Below are 15,296 nucleotides of genomic sequence, written 5' to 3' on the forward strand. Positions count from 1 at the left end.
CCGAGCATGAAGGCCAAGTCTTTGTCCAGGCCGTCAGGGACTGCTCCACCCGCAAGCCCGCAGCGCCGCCAGCATATGCGGTGGTGGCGGCGCCTCGACCTGGATCGGCTCGCGCTTGCGGTAGAGCGGCACGGTGATGGCGCGGGCATGAAGCTGAAGGCCCGGGCCGCCCTCGCGCGGCGCCGTGCCGTAGATCTCGTCGCCGAGCATCGGCCATCCGGAGGCCTGGCAATGGACGCGTAGCTGATGCGTGCGGCCAGTCAGCGGCTCCATGGCGAGCCAGGCGAGAGGGCCGCTATCGTCCTGCCCGCGCCCGAGCACGCGATAGCGGGTCTGCGAGGGCAGGCCGGCGGGATCGACCTTCATCCACCAGCCGCGCTCGGGCGAGCGGCGCGCCAGCGGCAGGTCGATCAGGCCTTCGTCCTCGGCTGGTTCGCCCTGGACGATCGCCCAGTAGGTCTTGCCGATCCGGCCATCGCGAAACATCTGGTTGAGCTCGGCCATGGCGCGGGGATGGCGGCCGAGCACGAGGCAGCCGGAGGTGTCCTTGTCGAGCCGGTGGGCAGCCTCCGGCCGGCGCGGCAGGCCGAAGCGGAACTGATCGAGATAATCGGTCAGGACGGGAATGATGCGGCGCTTGGCCTGCGGGCCGCGATGCGAGGGCAATCCGGCGGGCTTGTCGATGACGAGCATCATGGCGTCGCGATAAAGCAGCGGCACCGGCAGCTCCTGGTCGATCTGCCCGGGGGATAGCGAATTTTCTGGTCGGTCCGGCGCTGCCATGGCATTGCGCTAGCGAAGCCGGCCCGGCGGCGCAACCAAAGATGCCCGCCGAACCGAAGACAGGATGGCGATGAGCGAGACCGAACCGAAGAAACGCGGCTTCTTTTCGAGGCTGTTCGGGCGCGAGGAAGAGCCGGTGAAGCCGGCACAGGCGCCGGAGGCGGCGACCGAGCTGGCGGTCGAGCCTGTAGAGGAGCTGACGCCGGAAGTCGAAGAGATCGCTGCTCCGCCGGTTGCCGACGCGGAAGTGCCCTCTGTTGAGGTCCCCGCTCCCGAGCCCGCCGCACCACCGGCGCCGGTCGAAAGCGCTGCGCCTCCGATGGAGCCGGAAGGGGAGCCCGAGGTCGCCGTCGTTTCGCCGCCCGAGCCCGTTACGGCTCCTGAGCCTGTTTCAGTCCCCGCGCCGCAGCCGAAGCGGAGCTGGTGGCGGCGCCTGACCGAGGGCTTGTCGCGGACCTCGTCGGCGCTGACGACGGGGATCACAGACCTCTTCACCAAGCGCAAGCTCGATGCCGGCACGCTGGAGGATCTCGAGGACATCCTGATCCAGGCCGATCTCGGCCTCGCCACCTCGGCCCGCATCGCCAAGGCTGTCGGCGACGGGCGCTACGACAAGCAGATCGAGCCGGCCGAGGTGAAGGCGATCCTGGCGCGCGAGGTCGAGACGATCCTCGTGCCCGTGGCGCAGCCGCTGGTGATCGACGCCACGAAAAAGCCGTTCGTGCTATTGATGGTCGGGGTCAATGGCTCCGGCAAGACCACGACGATCGGCAAGCTCGCTGCGAAATTCCGCGCCGAGGGGAAATCGGTGATGCTCGCCGCCGGCGATACCTTCCGCGCGGCCGCGATCGAGCAGCTGCGCGTCTGGGGCGAGCGCACCGGGGCTGAGGTCGTCTTCGGCCAGCAGGGCGCCGATGCCTCGGGCCTTGCCTTCGAGGCGCTGCAGAAGGCCAAGGCTGATGGCACGGACGTGCTGCTGATCGACACCGCCGGGCGGCTGCAGAACAAGCAGGGGCTGATGGACGAGCTCGCCAAGGTCGTGCGCGTCATCCGCAAGCAAGATCCGAGCGCACCCCATGCCGCGCTGCTGGTGCTCGACGCCACCGTCGGCCAGAACGCGATCAGCCAGGTCGAGGCCTTCCGCGAAACGGCAGGCGTGACCGGGCTCGTGATGACCAAGCTCGACGGCACGGCGCGCGGCGGCATCCTGGTGGCGCTGGCGGCTCAGTTTGGCCTGCCCGTGCATTTCATCGGCGTCGGCGAGAGCGTCGAGGATCTGGAGCCGTTCTCGGCGCGCGACTTCGCCCGCGCCGTCGCGGGGTTGGGAGAGGCGGCGTGAGCGAGACGATGAGGCAGGCGGTGGACGCGGCGGGCAAGGGCAAGGCGGTGAATCCGCTGCTGAAACTGGCGCTCGAGTTCGGGCCGCTGGCGATCTTCTTCTTCGCGAATTCCTACGGCGACCGGCTGTTCCACGTTGCTGAGGACCGGCGCATCTTCGTCGCGACCGGCATCTTCATCGTGGCCTCGCTGGTGGCGCTGGCGCTGGCGCGGGTGCTGATGGGCTATCTGCCGCGCATGGCGATCGTGAACGCCATCGTCGTCACCGTCTTCGGCGGGCTGACGCTGGCGCTAGACGATGCCTTCTTCATCAAGGTCAAGCCGACCATCGTGAACGCACTGTTCGGCTGCGTGCTGCTCGGAGGGCTGTTCTTCGGGCGCTCGCTGCTCTCGCTGGTGCTGGAAACGGTGCTTCAGCTCGACGAGGAGGGCTGGCGCAAGCTGACCTTCCGCTGGGGCCTGTTCTTCTTCGTGCTGGCCGCGCTGAACGAGGTGGTCTGGCGCACGCAGACGCAGGATTTCTGGGTGGCCTTCAAGGTCTGGGGCGTGATGCCGCTGACCATGGCCTTCGCCCTGGCGCAGACGCCGCTGATCCTGAAGCACGAGATCAAGCCGACGAAGATCGAGGATAAGGTCTAACCGACCTCCGCGCCGTCATCCCGGGCAAGCGACGATGTCGCCCCGATCCGGGATCAATGCCGGAGCTTCCGATGAAGCTTCAGACATGGATCCTGGGCCTCCCTTCGGTGCCCGTAATGACCGCGCCCTAAGAGGACCTTGCCATTTGGCATCATTGTATCCATTTTATGCCAAATGGAGAGCGATGCCATGGCAACCCTGCTGCGCGTCGAGACGGCCGAGCGCGATTTCGCTCCCGATCCGATCACGGACGAAGAGGCGGCCGCCATGTTCCGGGCTGCCGTGAACCTGTTCCGGCTCTGGCGCGTCACCGACGAGGAAGCGGCGGTGCTGATCGATCTGCCGGTCAGGAGCTACCGGCGCTGGAAAGCCGGCGAGATCGGCCGCATCTCGCGCGACGGCAAGGCACGGCTCTCCAACCTGATGGGCATCCACAAGGCGCTCCGGCTGATCTTCGTCGAACCGCAGCGCGGCTATGACTGGATCAAGCGGCCCAACAGCGATTTCGCCGGCAAATCGGCGCTGGATGCCATGCTCGGCGGCGAATTGACCGACCTGATGCGGGTGCGCCGCCTGCTCGACGCCGAGCGGGGCGCCTGGTGATCGATCCGGCGAGCCTGCCGGTCGTGGAGGTCGAATGGCGCGGGGCGGTGCGGATCATCCGCAGCATCTTCCCGCCGATCGACCTGTTCGAGGATATTGCCGACCCGGCCGACTGGTCGCTCCTGATCGCGGCCGAGCAGAAGACCAATCCGCGCCTGATGGAGACGATCGGCAACCTCGATCTCGTGCCGCCGGAGCGGCGCGTATCGGGGCCGGGCGCGACCTGGCTGATGGCGCCCTTCACCCATGTCAGCCCCGATCGGCCGAGCCGTTTCAGCGACGGCGGCTTCGGCGTGCTCTATGCGGGCGATCGTTTCGAGGTCGCGTTGCTCGAGACGATCCATCACCATACCCGTTTCATGCTGGCCACAGTGCAGCCGCCGGGCTGGACCTCGCAATTCCGCGAGATCGTCCTGGAGATCGATGCCGCGCTGCATGATGTCCGGGCACTCGGGGCCGAAGGTTCCCCTCTGCTCGATCCGGTGGATTATGCCGCAAGTCAGGCTCTCGGCGTCGGATTGCGGGAGATCGGCTCGGCAGGCGTCGTCTATCCCAGCGTGCGCTGTCCCGACGGCGAATGCGCCGGGCTGTTCTATCCCGATGGAGCCAGCCACCCGGTGCAGGGACGGCATCTCGACTATCACTGGAACGGCGAACGGGTGGATCTCTACCGGGACCGCGGTGCCGGCGAGGTCTACCGGATCGTCTGAAGGCGTCATTGCAAGGAGCGTCAGCGACGAAGCAATCCAGGGGCGGAAAAGTTCCACGCGCCCCTAGATTGCTTCGCTGCGCTCGCAATGACGACCCTATTTCGGCGCGAGGCGGATCGCGCCGTCGAGGCGGATCGTCGTGCCGTTCAGCATGTCGTTCTCGATGATGCTGCGGGCCAGCGCGGCGTATTCCGCCGGGCGGCCGAGGCGCGAGGGATGCGGCACCGAGACGGCGAGCGAAGCCTTGGCTTCCTCGGGAAGGCCGGCGAACATCGGGGTCTCGAACAGGCCGGGCATGATCGTGACGATGCGGATACCGACCCCAGCGAGATCGCGAGCAATCGGCAGGGTCATGCCGACGACGCCTGCCTTGGAGGCGCCATAGGCGGCCTGGCCGATCTGGCCGTCCTCAGCCGCCACGGAGGCGGTGCAGATGATGACGCCGCGGCTGCCATCGGCGGTAATCGGATCGAGCCCGGCCAGCGCCGCGGCGGATTTCGCGATGATGCGGAAGGTGCCGGTCAGGTTGATCGCGACCGCCTTCTCGAAGGTGGCGAGGTCGTGTGCGACGAGCTCGCCGGTGTCGCGCTTCTTCGACACGACGCGGCGGCCGGGCGCGATGCCGGCGCAGTTGACGATGATGCGGGCGACGCCATGGGCAGCGCGGGCCCTGGCCAGCGCCTCGTCGACGGAGGTTTCGCTGGTGACGTCGCAGCTGCAGAAGATGCCGCCGATCTCCTCCGCGATCGCCTCGCCGCGCTCGGCGTTGAGGTCGAGCAGCGCCACCTTGACGCCCTGGCCGGCGAGCATGCGTGCCGTCGCTTCGCCGAGGCCGGAGGCGCCGCCGGTGACGATGGCGGCGAGGGAGGAATCGAGTTTCATGGCGCGTTTCCCGTTCGTCTTGGTTTCAAATCCGGTTTAGAGGGCGTCGCAGCCTGCTCCAAGCGGGTTTTCCGGCAGGCCTCTTGTGCAGGATTGCGGCGGGGCCATCTTTCGACATGGCGGGCCCGGACGAGGCGCGCGACCATGAGCGTCACCGGACGCCAAGGAGCAGGACAGGAATGAGCGAAGGGTTCAGCGCAAGCTTCAGCCGCGAGGAGATGGAGGCGATCCGCAAGAGCCTGCGCGACGAGGCGAAGTTCGGCACCGATTTCATGGCCCGACTCAAGCGCGTCGCGAAGCGCATACCGTTTGCCGAGGATCTGCTGGCCGCGTGGTTCTGCGCGCGCGATCCGGCAACGCCGCGGCGCGTGCGCATGACGCTGCTCGCCGCGCTCGGCTATTTCGTGCTGCCGGTGGATGCGATTCCCGACTTCATGCCGCTCATCGGCTTCACCGACGATGCGGCGGTCATCGCGGCCGCCATCGCGGCGGTGGCCGGCTCGATCACACCCGCACATCGCGAGCGGGCGAGGAGCGCGCTGGCGGAGCTTTAGTGAGCTTTCACTGGAAATATGCGGTCATCCCGGACAAGCGGCGCAGCCGCGCTGATCCGGGATCCATGCCTGAACCGTGCCGGAATGGATCCCGGGTCTCCCTGCGGTCGCCCGGGATGACGGCGCTGGGTGTCATCACGGCATTCTTGAAACTCAGCCGTCACAGCGTCAGGACGATCTTGCCCTTGGCCTTGCGGTCGCCGATCAGCGCATAGGCTTCCGTCCAGCGCTCCAGCGGGAAGGTGGCGTGGACATGGGCGCGGATATGGCCGCCTGCCGCCCATTCCAGCAGGCGCTCCATGTTGCGCCGATGCGCGGCCGGCTCGCGGGCGACGAACTCGCCCCAGAACACGCCGCGCAGGTCGCAGCCCTTGAGCAGAAGCAGGTTGAGCGGGATCTTCGGGATCTCGCCCCCGGCGAAGCCGACGACGAGGTAGCGCCCTTCCCAGGCCATCGACCGCAGGGCCGGCTCGGCGAACTCGCCGCCGACCGTATCGTAGAGCACATCGACGCCGCGCCCGTTGGTGAGCTTCTTCAGGGCGGCGCGGATGTCGTTCTGCGCATAGTCGACCTCCTCCTGCGCGCCATGCTCGCGGGCGAGCGCGAGCTTGTCGGGCGAGGAGGCGCAGGCGATGACATGGGCGCCGAGGAGCGCGCCGATCTCGACCGCGGCAAGCCCTGCTCCGCCGGAAGCGCCGAGGATCGCCAGCGTCTCGCCCGCCTTCAGATGCGCGCGCTGGATCAGCCCGTGCATCGCGGTGCCATAGGTGACGAACAGGCTGGCGGCCTGCGCGTCGTCGAGCTTGTCGGGCACGCGAACCAGCGCCTCGGCCGGCACCGCGACCTTCTCGCGCGCTGCGCCATAGCCCATCCAGGCCGCAACGCGCTCACCGACGCGCCAGCCGGTGACACCTTCGCCCAAAGCGGCGATGGTGCCGGCGCATTCGGCCGAGGGAGAAAAGGGGAAGGCCGGCTTGGTCTGATAGCGACCCCGGATGATCAGCGTGTCGAAGAAATTGAGCGCAGCCGCCTTCACGGCGATGACGACCTCGCCGGGGCCCGGTTTCGGCTCCGGCAAGGCGCGGATGACGAGTTCCTCGGCCGGTCCGAGGTGTTCGCAGAGCAAGGCCTTCATCGTCGATCCACCGTTGCCGCCCTGGGCGCCGGACTGTGCCATGGCCGCCCGGCGCGGGGAACCAGCCGGCAACGGAGCCGTTCGCATTTTCGCCAGGATCGTAACACTCTATTCCGCCGTCCAGCGCGATCTGCCCCGTCAGCACGTGGTAAACGCGGTATTAAGTTTTTTAGTGACTGATGGCGGTCCATGATCAAGTCCTTCTTCCGCACCCGCGACGCCGCATTTTTCCGCATCGCCGCCGCGCTCGGCCTGACGGCTGGATTGCTGGCTCTGGCCGGTCTGCCGGCTGAGGCTGCTCCGGCCAAGCCGAAGCCTGCCGCTACCGCCGCCGCCACGCCTGCCGCCAGTCCCGGACAGGGGCAGGCGATGCTGCTGGAGACGGCCGGCAAATGGCAGGCCTTCTCATCGCAGCAGGGCCGTTCCAAGGTCTGCTATGCGCTGGCCAAGCCGGAAAGCCGCTTGCCGGTGAATCTCAAGGATGTCGAGGGCATGCTCTTCGTCTCCAGCCGGCCGGGTGAGGGCGTCCGCAACGAGATCAGCTTCGTGATGAACTTCGACGTCAAGGAAGGCGTCGAGCATCAGGCCCTCATCGGCAATGATCGCTTCGCGCTGGTCGCCAAGGGCCAGAACATGTGGCTGAAGAACCCGGCCGAGGAGCCGCGCATGCTCGACGCGATGCGCCGTGGCTCCGGGCTGGAGATCAAGGCGACCTCGAAGCGCGGCAACGCCACCGCGGACAAGTACTCGCTCGCCGGGATCAGCCAGATCGTGAAGCGCGCCGAAGACGCCTGCAAATAAGGCGATCGGCACCATGACGCCGGCCGCGACCACAATGGAGCGCCGGCTGCGGGGGCGCTGCTATTGCGGGCAGTCGCGCTACGAGGTGGCGGACGCCTTTCGCTACGCCGCCAATTGCCATTGCTCGCAGTGCCGGCGCACCACCGGGTCGGCTTTCAAGCCCTTCGCCGGCATCGAGCGCGACAAGCTCTCCGTCATCGACGGAGCCGAAAGCCTGCTGATCGTCGGAGAGGTCCATAATCACGACGCGCATTGCGGGCGCTGCGGCTCGCTCCTGTTCTCCGTCGTTCGCGATGGAGCCTATGTCCACGTCGCGCTGGGTACGCTCGAGGATGCGCCGGGCGTCCGGCCGGACCGGCATATCTTCGTCGGCTCGAAGGCGCCGTGGTTCGAGATTACCGACGATCTGCCGCAGTTCGGCGGACATTCAAGCTAGGCGCGCGCAGCACATATCTGTGACGATTTCCGGTTTTCCCGCATTTGTGCTAGGGAGCGGCGAAATCCCGCGCCTTCCCAGATGGGCGACGACAGAGCTCCGATGACCGTGTCCGTTTCCGCACCTGCCGCTCCGGCGGCCGAAACCGTTTCTCGACGCCCCTCGCTGGTGGGGCGTACCCGCGCCGGCCTCACCGAGGCGCTTGCCGAGATCGGCGTTCCCGAGAAGGAGCGGCGCATGCGCGTCGGCCAGCTCTGGAACTGGATCTATCATTACGGGGTGCGTGAATTCGACGCGATGACGACGATCGGCAAGGGGCTGCGCGGGCAGCTGGCCGAGCATTTCTCGCTCGACCTGCCGACGGTCACTGCCGAGCAGGTCTCGACCGACGGCACGCGCAAATGGCTGATGCGCATGCCCTCGACCGGCCCGCACGACCGCGGCGCCGAGATCGAATGCGTCTATATCCCCGAGGTCGACCGCGGCACGCTCTGCGTCTCCAGCCAGGTCGGCTGCACGCTGACCTGCACCTTCTGCCATACCGGCACGCAGCGCCTGGTGCGCAATCTCACGACCGAGGAGATCGTCGCGCAGGTGATGGTGGCGCGCGACCGGCTCGGCGATTTCCCGAATCGGGCGGCGCCCGATGGCGCCTTCGTGCCGAATGATGGCGGGCGCTTCGTCTCGAACATCGTCTTCATGGGCATGGGCGAGCCGCTCTACAATTTCGACGGCGTGCGCGATGCGATCGCCGTGATCACCGACGATCAGGGCCTGTCGATCGGGCGCCGTCGCATCACCGTCTCGACCTCCGGCGTGGTGCCGCAGATCGGCCCGCTCGGCGAGGAGATGGGCACGATGCTGGCGATCTCGCTGCATGCGGTGCGCGACGATTTGCGCAACGAGCTGGTGCCGCTGAACAAGAAATACCCGATCAAGGACCTGCTCGAGGCCTGCCGGAACTATCCTGGCCTGTCGAACGCGAAACGGATCACGTTTGAGTACGTCATGCTCAAGGGCGTGAACGACTCCGACGCCGAGGCGCGGGAGCTGGTCCGGTTGCTCAAGGGCATCCCGGCCAAGATCAACCTGATCCCGTTCAACCCCTGGCCCGGCACGAAATACGAGTGCTCGGACTGGGACCGGATCGAGCGCTTCTCCGAGATCGTCTTCCGCGCCGGCTATGCCTCGCCGGTCCGGACGCCGCGCGGGCGGGACATCCTGGCCGCCTGCGGCCAGCTCAAGAGCGAGACCGAGAAGCTCTCGGCCCGCGCCCGGCTGATGCTGGAGCAGGAAGAGGCGCAGTCTGCGCCGGCCGTCGCGGCGGAGTAAGCCTTGCTACGCTGGATTCTGCTGATCCCCTTCGCCTGCCTCGTCGCGATGGGGGCGGGGCTGTTCTTCCTGGCCATGGCGAGCGTAGCTTCGCCAGCGGTGGCGCTGCTGATCGGCGGCGGCATCGAGCGGCTAGTCGACATCCTGTTCGGGCTGGCCGAAAGCGGCATCGACCCGGCACCTGCCGCGCAGGCGGCTTTCGGCCTGATCGGGCGGCTGGGGATGGCGATCATCGTCGCGCCGGTGGTGCTGGTCGCGATCGGCAGCGAGCTGTTCCGGCTGCGGAGTGGCCTGATCCAAGCCGGATTGACCGGGGCGCTGGCGGCGCTGCTGCCGCTCGCCATGCTGAGATTGTCACGCGCGCCGAGCCACGCGGAGATCCAGATCATCTCCGGGCTCTTCCTGGTCGGCGCTGCGACGGGCTTCGTCTACTGGCTGATCGCCGGACGCGGCGCCGGCGGCGAGCGCAATGCGGCCGCCGCCCCGCGTCATTGAGCGACGCTCAGAGCGCGCGCCGATCCAGATTGCAACGCAATCCGGCTCTTAGAGCCCGAGCACCTTCCGCAGTTCAGCCTTGGCGGCGGCGAACTCGGTTTGGAATTCCGGCTGCTCCATGATCCGAGCGGCGATGACCGATCCGGCGATCCGGCCGGCTTCGATATCCGAGCGATAGTGAATCCCGCCGATCACGCGGTTCCAGCCATAGGCCCAGGCCCTGTCCATGATCTCGGTGCGCTTCTCCGGCACCATGTTGGACAACACGATGCCCATGAGTGTTCCGACGGTGGTGTGGCCGGACGGATAGGCGCCGGAATTGGAAATCTTCACCACCGGCTTCACCAGCGCGCTCGCCTGATGCGGGCGCGGGCGCTTCCAGCTGTCCTTGGCCGGATCGACCACCGCGCCTTCGGTCGAGACGACGCGATCGAAGAAGGCCGAGAACACAGGCAAGGATTCGGCCTTGAATGCCGGACCCATGACGCCGGCGAAGCGCCAGATGTCCTCGACGGCATCGGCCTGAGCCTGCGCTTCCATCTCGGCCGAGCGGGTGACCTGGATGGTGAGAACTTCGCCGAGCTCGGCCTTGGTCTGAGCGGAGTCCTGGGCCGGCGGCGGCTTGAGGACGGCGCGCAGATCGATGGAGGCGGCTGTGGCGAAGGGCTTGGCTTCTTCGGCTCTTAGCGGCGGGGCAGAGAGCGCGAGCAGGGTCAGGAAGGCGAGAGCGACGGAGCGCATGAGAGTGGTCCTCGGTGGAGCGCGGGATGCACGCGCTCGCAAGATGACAGTGTCATGACGCAGCTCAGTCCCCGATCGCGACACCCTCCCGCCGTCCATCGGCGCCGCCAAGGAAACCCTCGGGCGTCTTGACGATGGCCTGGGTGCCGGAGGTCATCTCCAGCAGCCGGACCTCGTGGCCCTTCGCTTCCAGCGCGGCCTTCCAGGCCTCGGCCTCCGTCCCCCTTTCCAGCTCGGTCGGGCCGTTGCGGCTGCCGAAATTGCCGAAGTCGACCGCCTGTTGCGGGTCCATCTTCCAGTCGAGCAGTGCGACCAGCGTCTTGGCGACATAGCCGATGATCTGGCTGCCGCCCGGCGAGCCGGTGACGGCGTAGAGCCGGCCGAAGGCATCGAAGACCAGTGTCGGTGCCATCGAGGAGCGCGGCCGCTTGCCGGGCTCGACGCGGTTTGCGACAGGCTTGCCGTCTTCCTCCGGCGCGAAGTTGAAGTCGGTCAGCTCATTGTTGAGCAGGAAGCCGCCCTTGGTCATCAGGCGCGAGCCGAAGCCGTCCTCGATCGTCGTGGTCATGGCGACGGCGTTGCCGTCCGCGTCGACCACCGAGATATGGCTGGTGCCGTTCTCGATGCCATCGGAGGGAGCGAGGAGCTGCGCCCGCTTGTTCGGAGGGTCGCCCGGCCTGGCCTTGCCCATCGATCGTTCCGGGCTGACGAGGCTGGCGCGGGAGCGGATATAGTCGCGGTCGATCAGGCCGCGCACGGGCACGCTGATGAAGGCGGGATCGGCGAGATAGAGCGCCCGGTCGGCGAAGGCGAGCCGGCCGGCTTCGCTGAACCAGTGCGCCGCCTCCGCGCCCGGACCGATCCGGCGCAAATCCTGTTCTTCCAGCACGCCCAGAATCTGCTGGATGGCGACGGCGCCCGAGCTCGGCGGCCCCATGCCGCAAAGGCGCCAGATGCGGTAGCTGCCGCAGACGGGCTCGCGCTCCTCGACCTTGTAGGCTGCGAGGTCGGCGAGCGCCATGTCACCGGGATTGGTGGGGTGACCGGCGACGGTCGCGACGATGTCCTCCGCGATTGCGCCCTCATAGAACGCTTTCGCGCCCTGCGCGGCGATGGCGCGCAGCGTGGCCGCGAAGGCCGGATTCTTCAGGATAGTGCCTACGGCCTTCGGCTTGCCGTCCGGCTCGTAGAAATAAGCGGCGGCGAGAGCGTTCTTCGGCAGATTGGCCTCGCCGGCCAGCAAGCCATTGAGGCGAGGCGAGATGGCAAAGCCCTCCTCTGCCAGCTTCAGCGCCGGCGCCACAACATCGGCCCAGGGCAGCCTGCCCCAGCGGCGATGCACCTCTTCCAGGAGCTTCAGCGTGCCGGGCACGCCGACCGAGCGGCCGCCGATGACGGCATCGGCGAAGCGCATCGGCTTGCCGTCCTTCATGAAGCGATCCGGCTTGGCAGCCGCCGGCGCTGTCTCGCGGCCGTCAAGGGTGGTCACTTTGCGAGTGGTCTCGCCCCAATAGACGAAGAAGGCGCCCCCACCGATGCCGGAGCTCTGCGGCTCGACCAGATTGAGCACGAGCTGGGTGGCGATAGCGGCGTCGGCCGCACTGCCGCCGGCGCGCAGAATGTCGCGCCCGGCTGCAGCGGCGAGCGGATTTGCGGCCGCGACCATGAAGCGCTGGGCGGTGCCAAGTGTCCTGATGCTACGCCCTGTGGCGGCTTCGGGCGCCGGGGCGAGCAACTGGGCGGTCGCGATCTGGGTGGTCAGCAGGGCTGCGGTCAGGGGCAGAAGGAGGGGTAGGCGCATGGCTCAACTCCGAGGATAGCGGGCAGAATAGGCCATTCGCCGCGGTCTGCCAGCTTGGACCGGCGCGTCGCGACAGGTAGAGTTCCGAATCGAGACCGTTGTGACGCTGCCAAAAGGGGTTTTCGGCATGTCGTTTTCCACCCATCTGCGCCGCCCGATCGCGTGGCTCGTGCTCGGCCTAATCGGCGTCGCGCTCGCCGGCTGCGGCTATAACAACGTGCCGACGCTGGAGGAGAAGGCGAAGGCGGCGTGGTCCGAGGTGCAGAATCAGTATCAGCGCCGGGCCGACCTGATTCCTAATCTCGTCGAGACGGTGAAGGGCTATGCCGCGCAGGAGCGCGACGTGTTGACCGCCGTGATCGAGGCCCGCGCCAAGGCGACGCAGGTCAAGGTCGATGCTTCGACCGTCAACGACCCCGTGAAGTTCAAGGAATTCCAGGATGCGCAGAACCAGCTCACCGGCGCGCTGGGGCGGCTGCTCGTCACGGTCGAGCGCTATCCGGATCTGAAGTCGAACCAGAACTTCCTCGCCCTGCAGTCGCAGCTGGAGGGTACAGAAAACCGAGTGGCGGTGGCACGGCGCGACTACATCCAGGCCGTGCAGGCTTTCAACACGGAGATCCGCACCTTCCCGGGCGTGATATGGGCGAAGCTGTTCTGGGGCGCAAAGCCGATGGAGACCTTCACGGCCGCCACTGGTGCGGAGCGGCCGCCCGCGGTGAAGTTCTGAAGCGCATCGCGTGATGCTGGGCATCGCGTCATGCCCGGGCCTGACCCGGGCATCTCCTGCCAGAGATTCTCGGCTCTGCGCTTCGCTGCGCCCGAGAAAGACGCTCTGGCATGTCGCGCTGGCGCTGTCTCTCCTGCTCTGGAGCGGCCTCGCGCACGCCGCCGAGCCGTCCTATCCCAGCCTGACGGGCCGGGTCGTCGACGGCGCCAACCTGCTCGCCCCCGACGTCCGAAAGCGGATCGAGGACAAGCTCAAGGCACATGAGGACAAAACCTCCGATCAGGTCGTCGTCGCGACGGTGCCGTCGCTTCAGGACGTCACGATCGAGGATTTCGCCAACGGCCTCTTCCGGCACTGGAAGCTCGGCGAGAAAGCCAAGAACAACGGCGTGCTGTTGATCGTCGCGCCGAAGGAGCGCAAGGTCCGCATCGAGGTCGGCTACGGTCTCGAAGGGGCGCTGACCGACGCGCTCTCCAAGGTCATCATCACCACCGCCATCGCGCCGAAGTTCAAGACCGGGGATTTCGCCGGGGGGATCGATGCCGGGGTGGATGCCATCCTGACGATCCTGGCCGGCGATGCGGAGGAATGGCAGCGGCGCGCCGAAGTCCGCTCGGACGAGAGCACATTGGGCGAGGACATCGCCGTCATCGTCGCGATGCTCTTCATCTTCCTGTTCATCGTCGCCTTCCTGCGCAGCGTGAGCCAGCAGGGCGGGGCGCGGCGGCATCGCCTGCGCAACGGGCAGTGGGTAATCCTGCCCCCGAGCACAGGCTCCGGATCCGGCTGGAGCAGCGGTTCCGGCTGGGGCGGTGGCGGAGGCGGCTGGAGCTCGGGCGGCGGATTTTCGGGTGGCGGAGGCTCTTCCGGCGGTGGCGGGGCTTCGGGAGACTGGTGATGGATGCCGCTGACAGGGATGCGATCGCGGAGGCCGTGCGCCGGGCCGAATTGCAGACGGCAGGCGAGATCGTGGTCGTGATTGACCGGGCGGCTTCGAGCTACCGCAACGTCCCGGTGGTCATGGCGCTCACGCTCGCGCTGTTCGTGCCGTGGCCGCTGCTGTCACTGACGGCGTTGAGCGCTCAGCGCATATTCATGATCCAGCTTTTCTGCGCCGCGCTGCTGCTGGCAGGGCTCCTTTGGTATGGGCGCGGCGGGCGCTTCGTGCCGGGCTTCGTCAAGCGCCGGCGGGCGCATGAGGCGGCGCTGCGCGAATTCACGGCGCGGGGCCTGACGCGAACCAGGGCGCGCACTGGCGTGCTGCTCTATATCGCGCTGCAGGAGCGCTATGCCGAAATCCTCGCCGACACCGGGATCGACGGGCTTGTGGACCAGGACACCTGGGGTGGCATCATCGAGCCGCTGCTGGCGGCGGCGCGCGAAGACAGGCTCACCGAGGGGCTGATCAAGGCGGTCGATGGCGTCGGCGTGGTGTTGGCACAGCACGCCCCGCCGGTTCCCGGCGATGTCGACGAGCTGTCGAACAAGGTCATCCTGCTCTGAGGCAAGGCCTCGGCAGGGCGTTCAGCGCGTCGCCGGCCCCTTGGCTGCAGCCAGGATGGCGCCCGGCATCATGTAGCCATGCTTGCCCGGCCGGTCGGCCTGAATGACGACGACATAGCCATCGGCCTCCGGCGCCTGCGTCGCGGACAGCGGGGCGGTGACGGTCATCTCCTTGCCGTTCCAGTCGCCGACACGGACCATGCCGCGCACCACATTGGCGTAGGTCAGCGTCTTGCCCTGGTTCTCGCCGCGTATGATCGGCACGGTGGCCTGATGTGTCGTGGGCAATACCCAGATGCCGGCTGCTTCGTCGGTTGCAGCGGCAGTCGGAGCGATATTGATCTGGAGGCTGCCGTTCTCCTCCTTCAGCGCGAGCTTCGCGGCGAAGCCGGTGGCGGCGAACTGGTTGACCGCCTTCTCGATCTCCGCCTTCTCCGAGCCCACAGCATGGGAAGAGCCGCTGATGACGATCTGCGGGGTGTAGACCTGCCCGTCGCCGCGGGCCTTGGCATAGAGCTTCTGGCGCTTCGCGAAGGAGTCCTTGCCGAGCGTGTCCTTCCAGCCGAGATAGTCCCAATAGGTCACCGGCAGCGTCAGCGCGATCAGTGTCGGGTCCTTGGCCAGTTCGACGACCAGCGCATCGGCTGGCGGGCAGGACGAGCAACCCTGGCTGGTAAAGAGCTCGAGCACCGCCCTGGGCGCCTTCCCTGCCGTCTGCGCGAGGGCCGTCGTCACGCCGAACACGAGGACGGCGGCAGTCACAGCGGATTGGCGCAGGACAGGGAGCATGATCTCGACTTTGACGACGACTTA

General features: G+C 67.4%; 18 protein-coding genes. 12 read left to right on the forward strand and 6 right to left on the reverse strand.

Annotation, left to right across the window (positions count from 1 at the left end; translation table 11 throughout):
• Positions 1-33: 33 nt before the first annotated feature.
• Entirely contained in the window at positions 34-696 is a 663-nt protein-coding gene (locus AC1DNE_RS27015) for an RluA family pseudouridine synthase (RefSeq protein ID WP_441473508.1), read from the reverse strand.
• Between the two features lie 157 nt (positions 697-853).
• Between AC1DNE_RS27015 and ftsY the strand changes: the two genes are divergently transcribed.
• From ftsY to AC1DNE_RS27035, 4 genes are all read left to right on the forward strand, one after another.
• Entirely contained in the window at positions 854-2,122 is a 1,269-nt protein-coding gene (ftsY, locus tag AC1DNE_RS27020; protein ID WP_441473468.1) for a signal recognition particle-docking protein FtsY, read from the forward strand.
• Between the two features lie 8 nt (positions 2,123-2,130).
• Complete coding sequence (locus AC1DNE_RS27025) at positions 2,131-2,760, forward strand: septation protein A (RefSeq protein ID WP_441473509.1); 630 nt, start codon at positions 2,131-2,133, stop codon at positions 2,758-2,760.
• Positions 2,761-2,949: 189 nt separating this feature from the next.
• Complete coding sequence (locus AC1DNE_RS27030) at positions 2,950-3,363, forward strand: MbcA/ParS/Xre antitoxin family protein (RefSeq protein ID WP_441473469.1); 414 nt, start codon at positions 2,950-2,952, stop codon at positions 3,361-3,363.
• Complete coding sequence (locus AC1DNE_RS27035) at positions 3,360-4,073, forward strand: RES family NAD+ phosphorylase (protein WP_441473470.1); 714 nt, start codon at positions 3,360-3,362, stop codon at positions 4,071-4,073. Before AC1DNE_RS27030 ends, AC1DNE_RS27035 begins: the two co-directional genes overlap by 4 nt.
• Positions 4,074-4,169: 96 nt before the next feature.
• On the opposite strand, the gene AC1DNE_RS27040 is transcribed toward AC1DNE_RS27035, so the two are convergent.
• Positions 4,170-4,955 carry an SDR family NAD(P)-dependent oxidoreductase gene (locus AC1DNE_RS27040; RefSeq protein WP_441473471.1) on the reverse strand — a complete coding sequence of 262 codons (786 nt, stop codon included), beginning with the start codon at positions 4,953-4,955 and terminating at the stop codon, positions 4,170-4,172.
• 116 nt (positions 4,956-5,071) lie between these two features.
• Between AC1DNE_RS27040 and AC1DNE_RS27045 the strand changes: the two genes are divergently transcribed.
• Positions 5,072-5,509, forward strand: a complete 438-nt coding sequence (locus tag AC1DNE_RS27045; protein WP_441473472.1) for a YkvA family protein — start codon at positions 5,072-5,074, stop codon at positions 5,507-5,509.
• A gap of 160 nt (positions 5,510-5,669) precedes the next feature.
• On the opposite strand, the gene AC1DNE_RS27050 is transcribed toward AC1DNE_RS27045, so the two are convergent.
• Complete coding sequence (locus AC1DNE_RS27050) at positions 5,670-6,644, reverse strand: NADPH:quinone oxidoreductase family protein (RefSeq protein ID WP_441473510.1); 975 nt, start codon at positions 6,642-6,644, stop codon at positions 5,670-5,672.
• 189 nt (positions 6,645-6,833) lie between these two features.
• Between AC1DNE_RS27050 and AC1DNE_RS27055 the strand changes: the two genes are divergently transcribed.
• The 4 genes from AC1DNE_RS27055 (at position 6,834) to AC1DNE_RS27070 (ending at position 9,708) form a co-directional block, all read left to right on the forward strand.
• Positions 6,834-7,445, forward strand: coding sequence for an invasion associated locus B family protein (locus AC1DNE_RS27055; RefSeq protein ID WP_441473473.1), 612 nt, complete (start codon positions 6,834-6,836; stop codon positions 7,443-7,445).
• A 13-nt stretch (positions 7,446-7,458) separates the two neighbouring features.
• Positions 7,459-7,881 carry a GFA family protein gene (locus tag AC1DNE_RS27060; protein WP_441473474.1) on the forward strand — a complete coding sequence of 141 codons (423 nt, stop codon included), beginning with the start codon at positions 7,459-7,461 and terminating at the stop codon, positions 7,879-7,881.
• A 102-nt stretch (positions 7,882-7,983) separates the two neighbouring features.
• Positions 7,984-9,213 carry a dual-specificity RNA methyltransferase RlmN gene (gene rlmN, locus AC1DNE_RS27065; RefSeq protein WP_441473475.1) on the forward strand — a complete coding sequence of 410 codons (1,230 nt, stop codon included), beginning with the start codon at positions 7,984-7,986 and terminating at the stop codon, positions 9,211-9,213.
• Between the two features lie 3 nt (positions 9,214-9,216).
• Entirely contained in the window at positions 9,217-9,708 is a 492-nt protein-coding gene (locus tag AC1DNE_RS27070; RefSeq protein WP_441473476.1) for a hypothetical protein, read from the forward strand.
• A gap of 48 nt (positions 9,709-9,756) precedes the next feature.
• On the opposite strand, the gene AC1DNE_RS27075 is transcribed toward AC1DNE_RS27070, so the two are convergent.
• Positions 9,757-10,449 carry an acid phosphatase gene (locus tag AC1DNE_RS27075; protein ID WP_441473477.1) on the reverse strand — a complete coding sequence of 231 codons (693 nt, stop codon included), beginning with the start codon at positions 10,447-10,449 and terminating at the stop codon, positions 9,757-9,759.
• Between the two features lie 64 nt (positions 10,450-10,513).
• Entirely contained in the window at positions 10,514-12,250 is a 1,737-nt protein-coding gene (gene ggt, locus AC1DNE_RS27080) for a gamma-glutamyltransferase (protein WP_441473478.1), read from the reverse strand.
• 127 nt (positions 12,251-12,377) lie between these two features.
• On the opposite strand from ggt, the gene AC1DNE_RS27085 reads away from it, so the two are divergent.
• Genes AC1DNE_RS27085 through AC1DNE_RS27095 form a run of 3 tightly spaced genes read left to right on the forward strand, consistent with a single transcriptional unit; the run spans position 12,378 to position 14,483 of the window.
• The gene (locus AC1DNE_RS27085) at positions 12,378-12,980 is read left to right on the forward strand and encodes a LemA family protein (protein ID WP_476766984.1); all 603 of its coding nucleotides are present in this window, start codon (positions 12,378-12,380) and stop codon (positions 12,978-12,980) included.
• Between the two features lie 40 nt (positions 12,981-13,020).
• Positions 13,021-13,878, forward strand: a complete 858-nt coding sequence (locus tag AC1DNE_RS27090; protein WP_441473511.1) for a TPM domain-containing protein — start codon at positions 13,021-13,023, stop codon at positions 13,876-13,878.
• On the forward strand, positions 13,878-14,483 hold the full coding sequence (locus AC1DNE_RS27095; protein ID WP_441473480.1) for a TPM domain-containing protein: 606 nt from the start codon (positions 13,878-13,880) through the stop codon (positions 14,481-14,483). Before AC1DNE_RS27090 ends, AC1DNE_RS27095 begins: the two co-directional genes overlap by 1 nt.
• Before the next feature lie 21 nt (positions 14,484-14,504).
• On the opposite strand, the gene AC1DNE_RS27100 is transcribed toward AC1DNE_RS27095, so the two are convergent.
• The gene (locus tag AC1DNE_RS27100; protein WP_441473481.1) at positions 14,505-15,272 is read right to left on the reverse strand and encodes a DUF1223 domain-containing protein; all 768 of its coding nucleotides are present in this window, start codon (positions 15,270-15,272) and stop codon (positions 14,505-14,507) included.
• Positions 15,273-15,296 lie beyond the last annotated feature (24 nt).

This window comes from Allobosea sp. 05L423, from assembly GCF_056397745.1.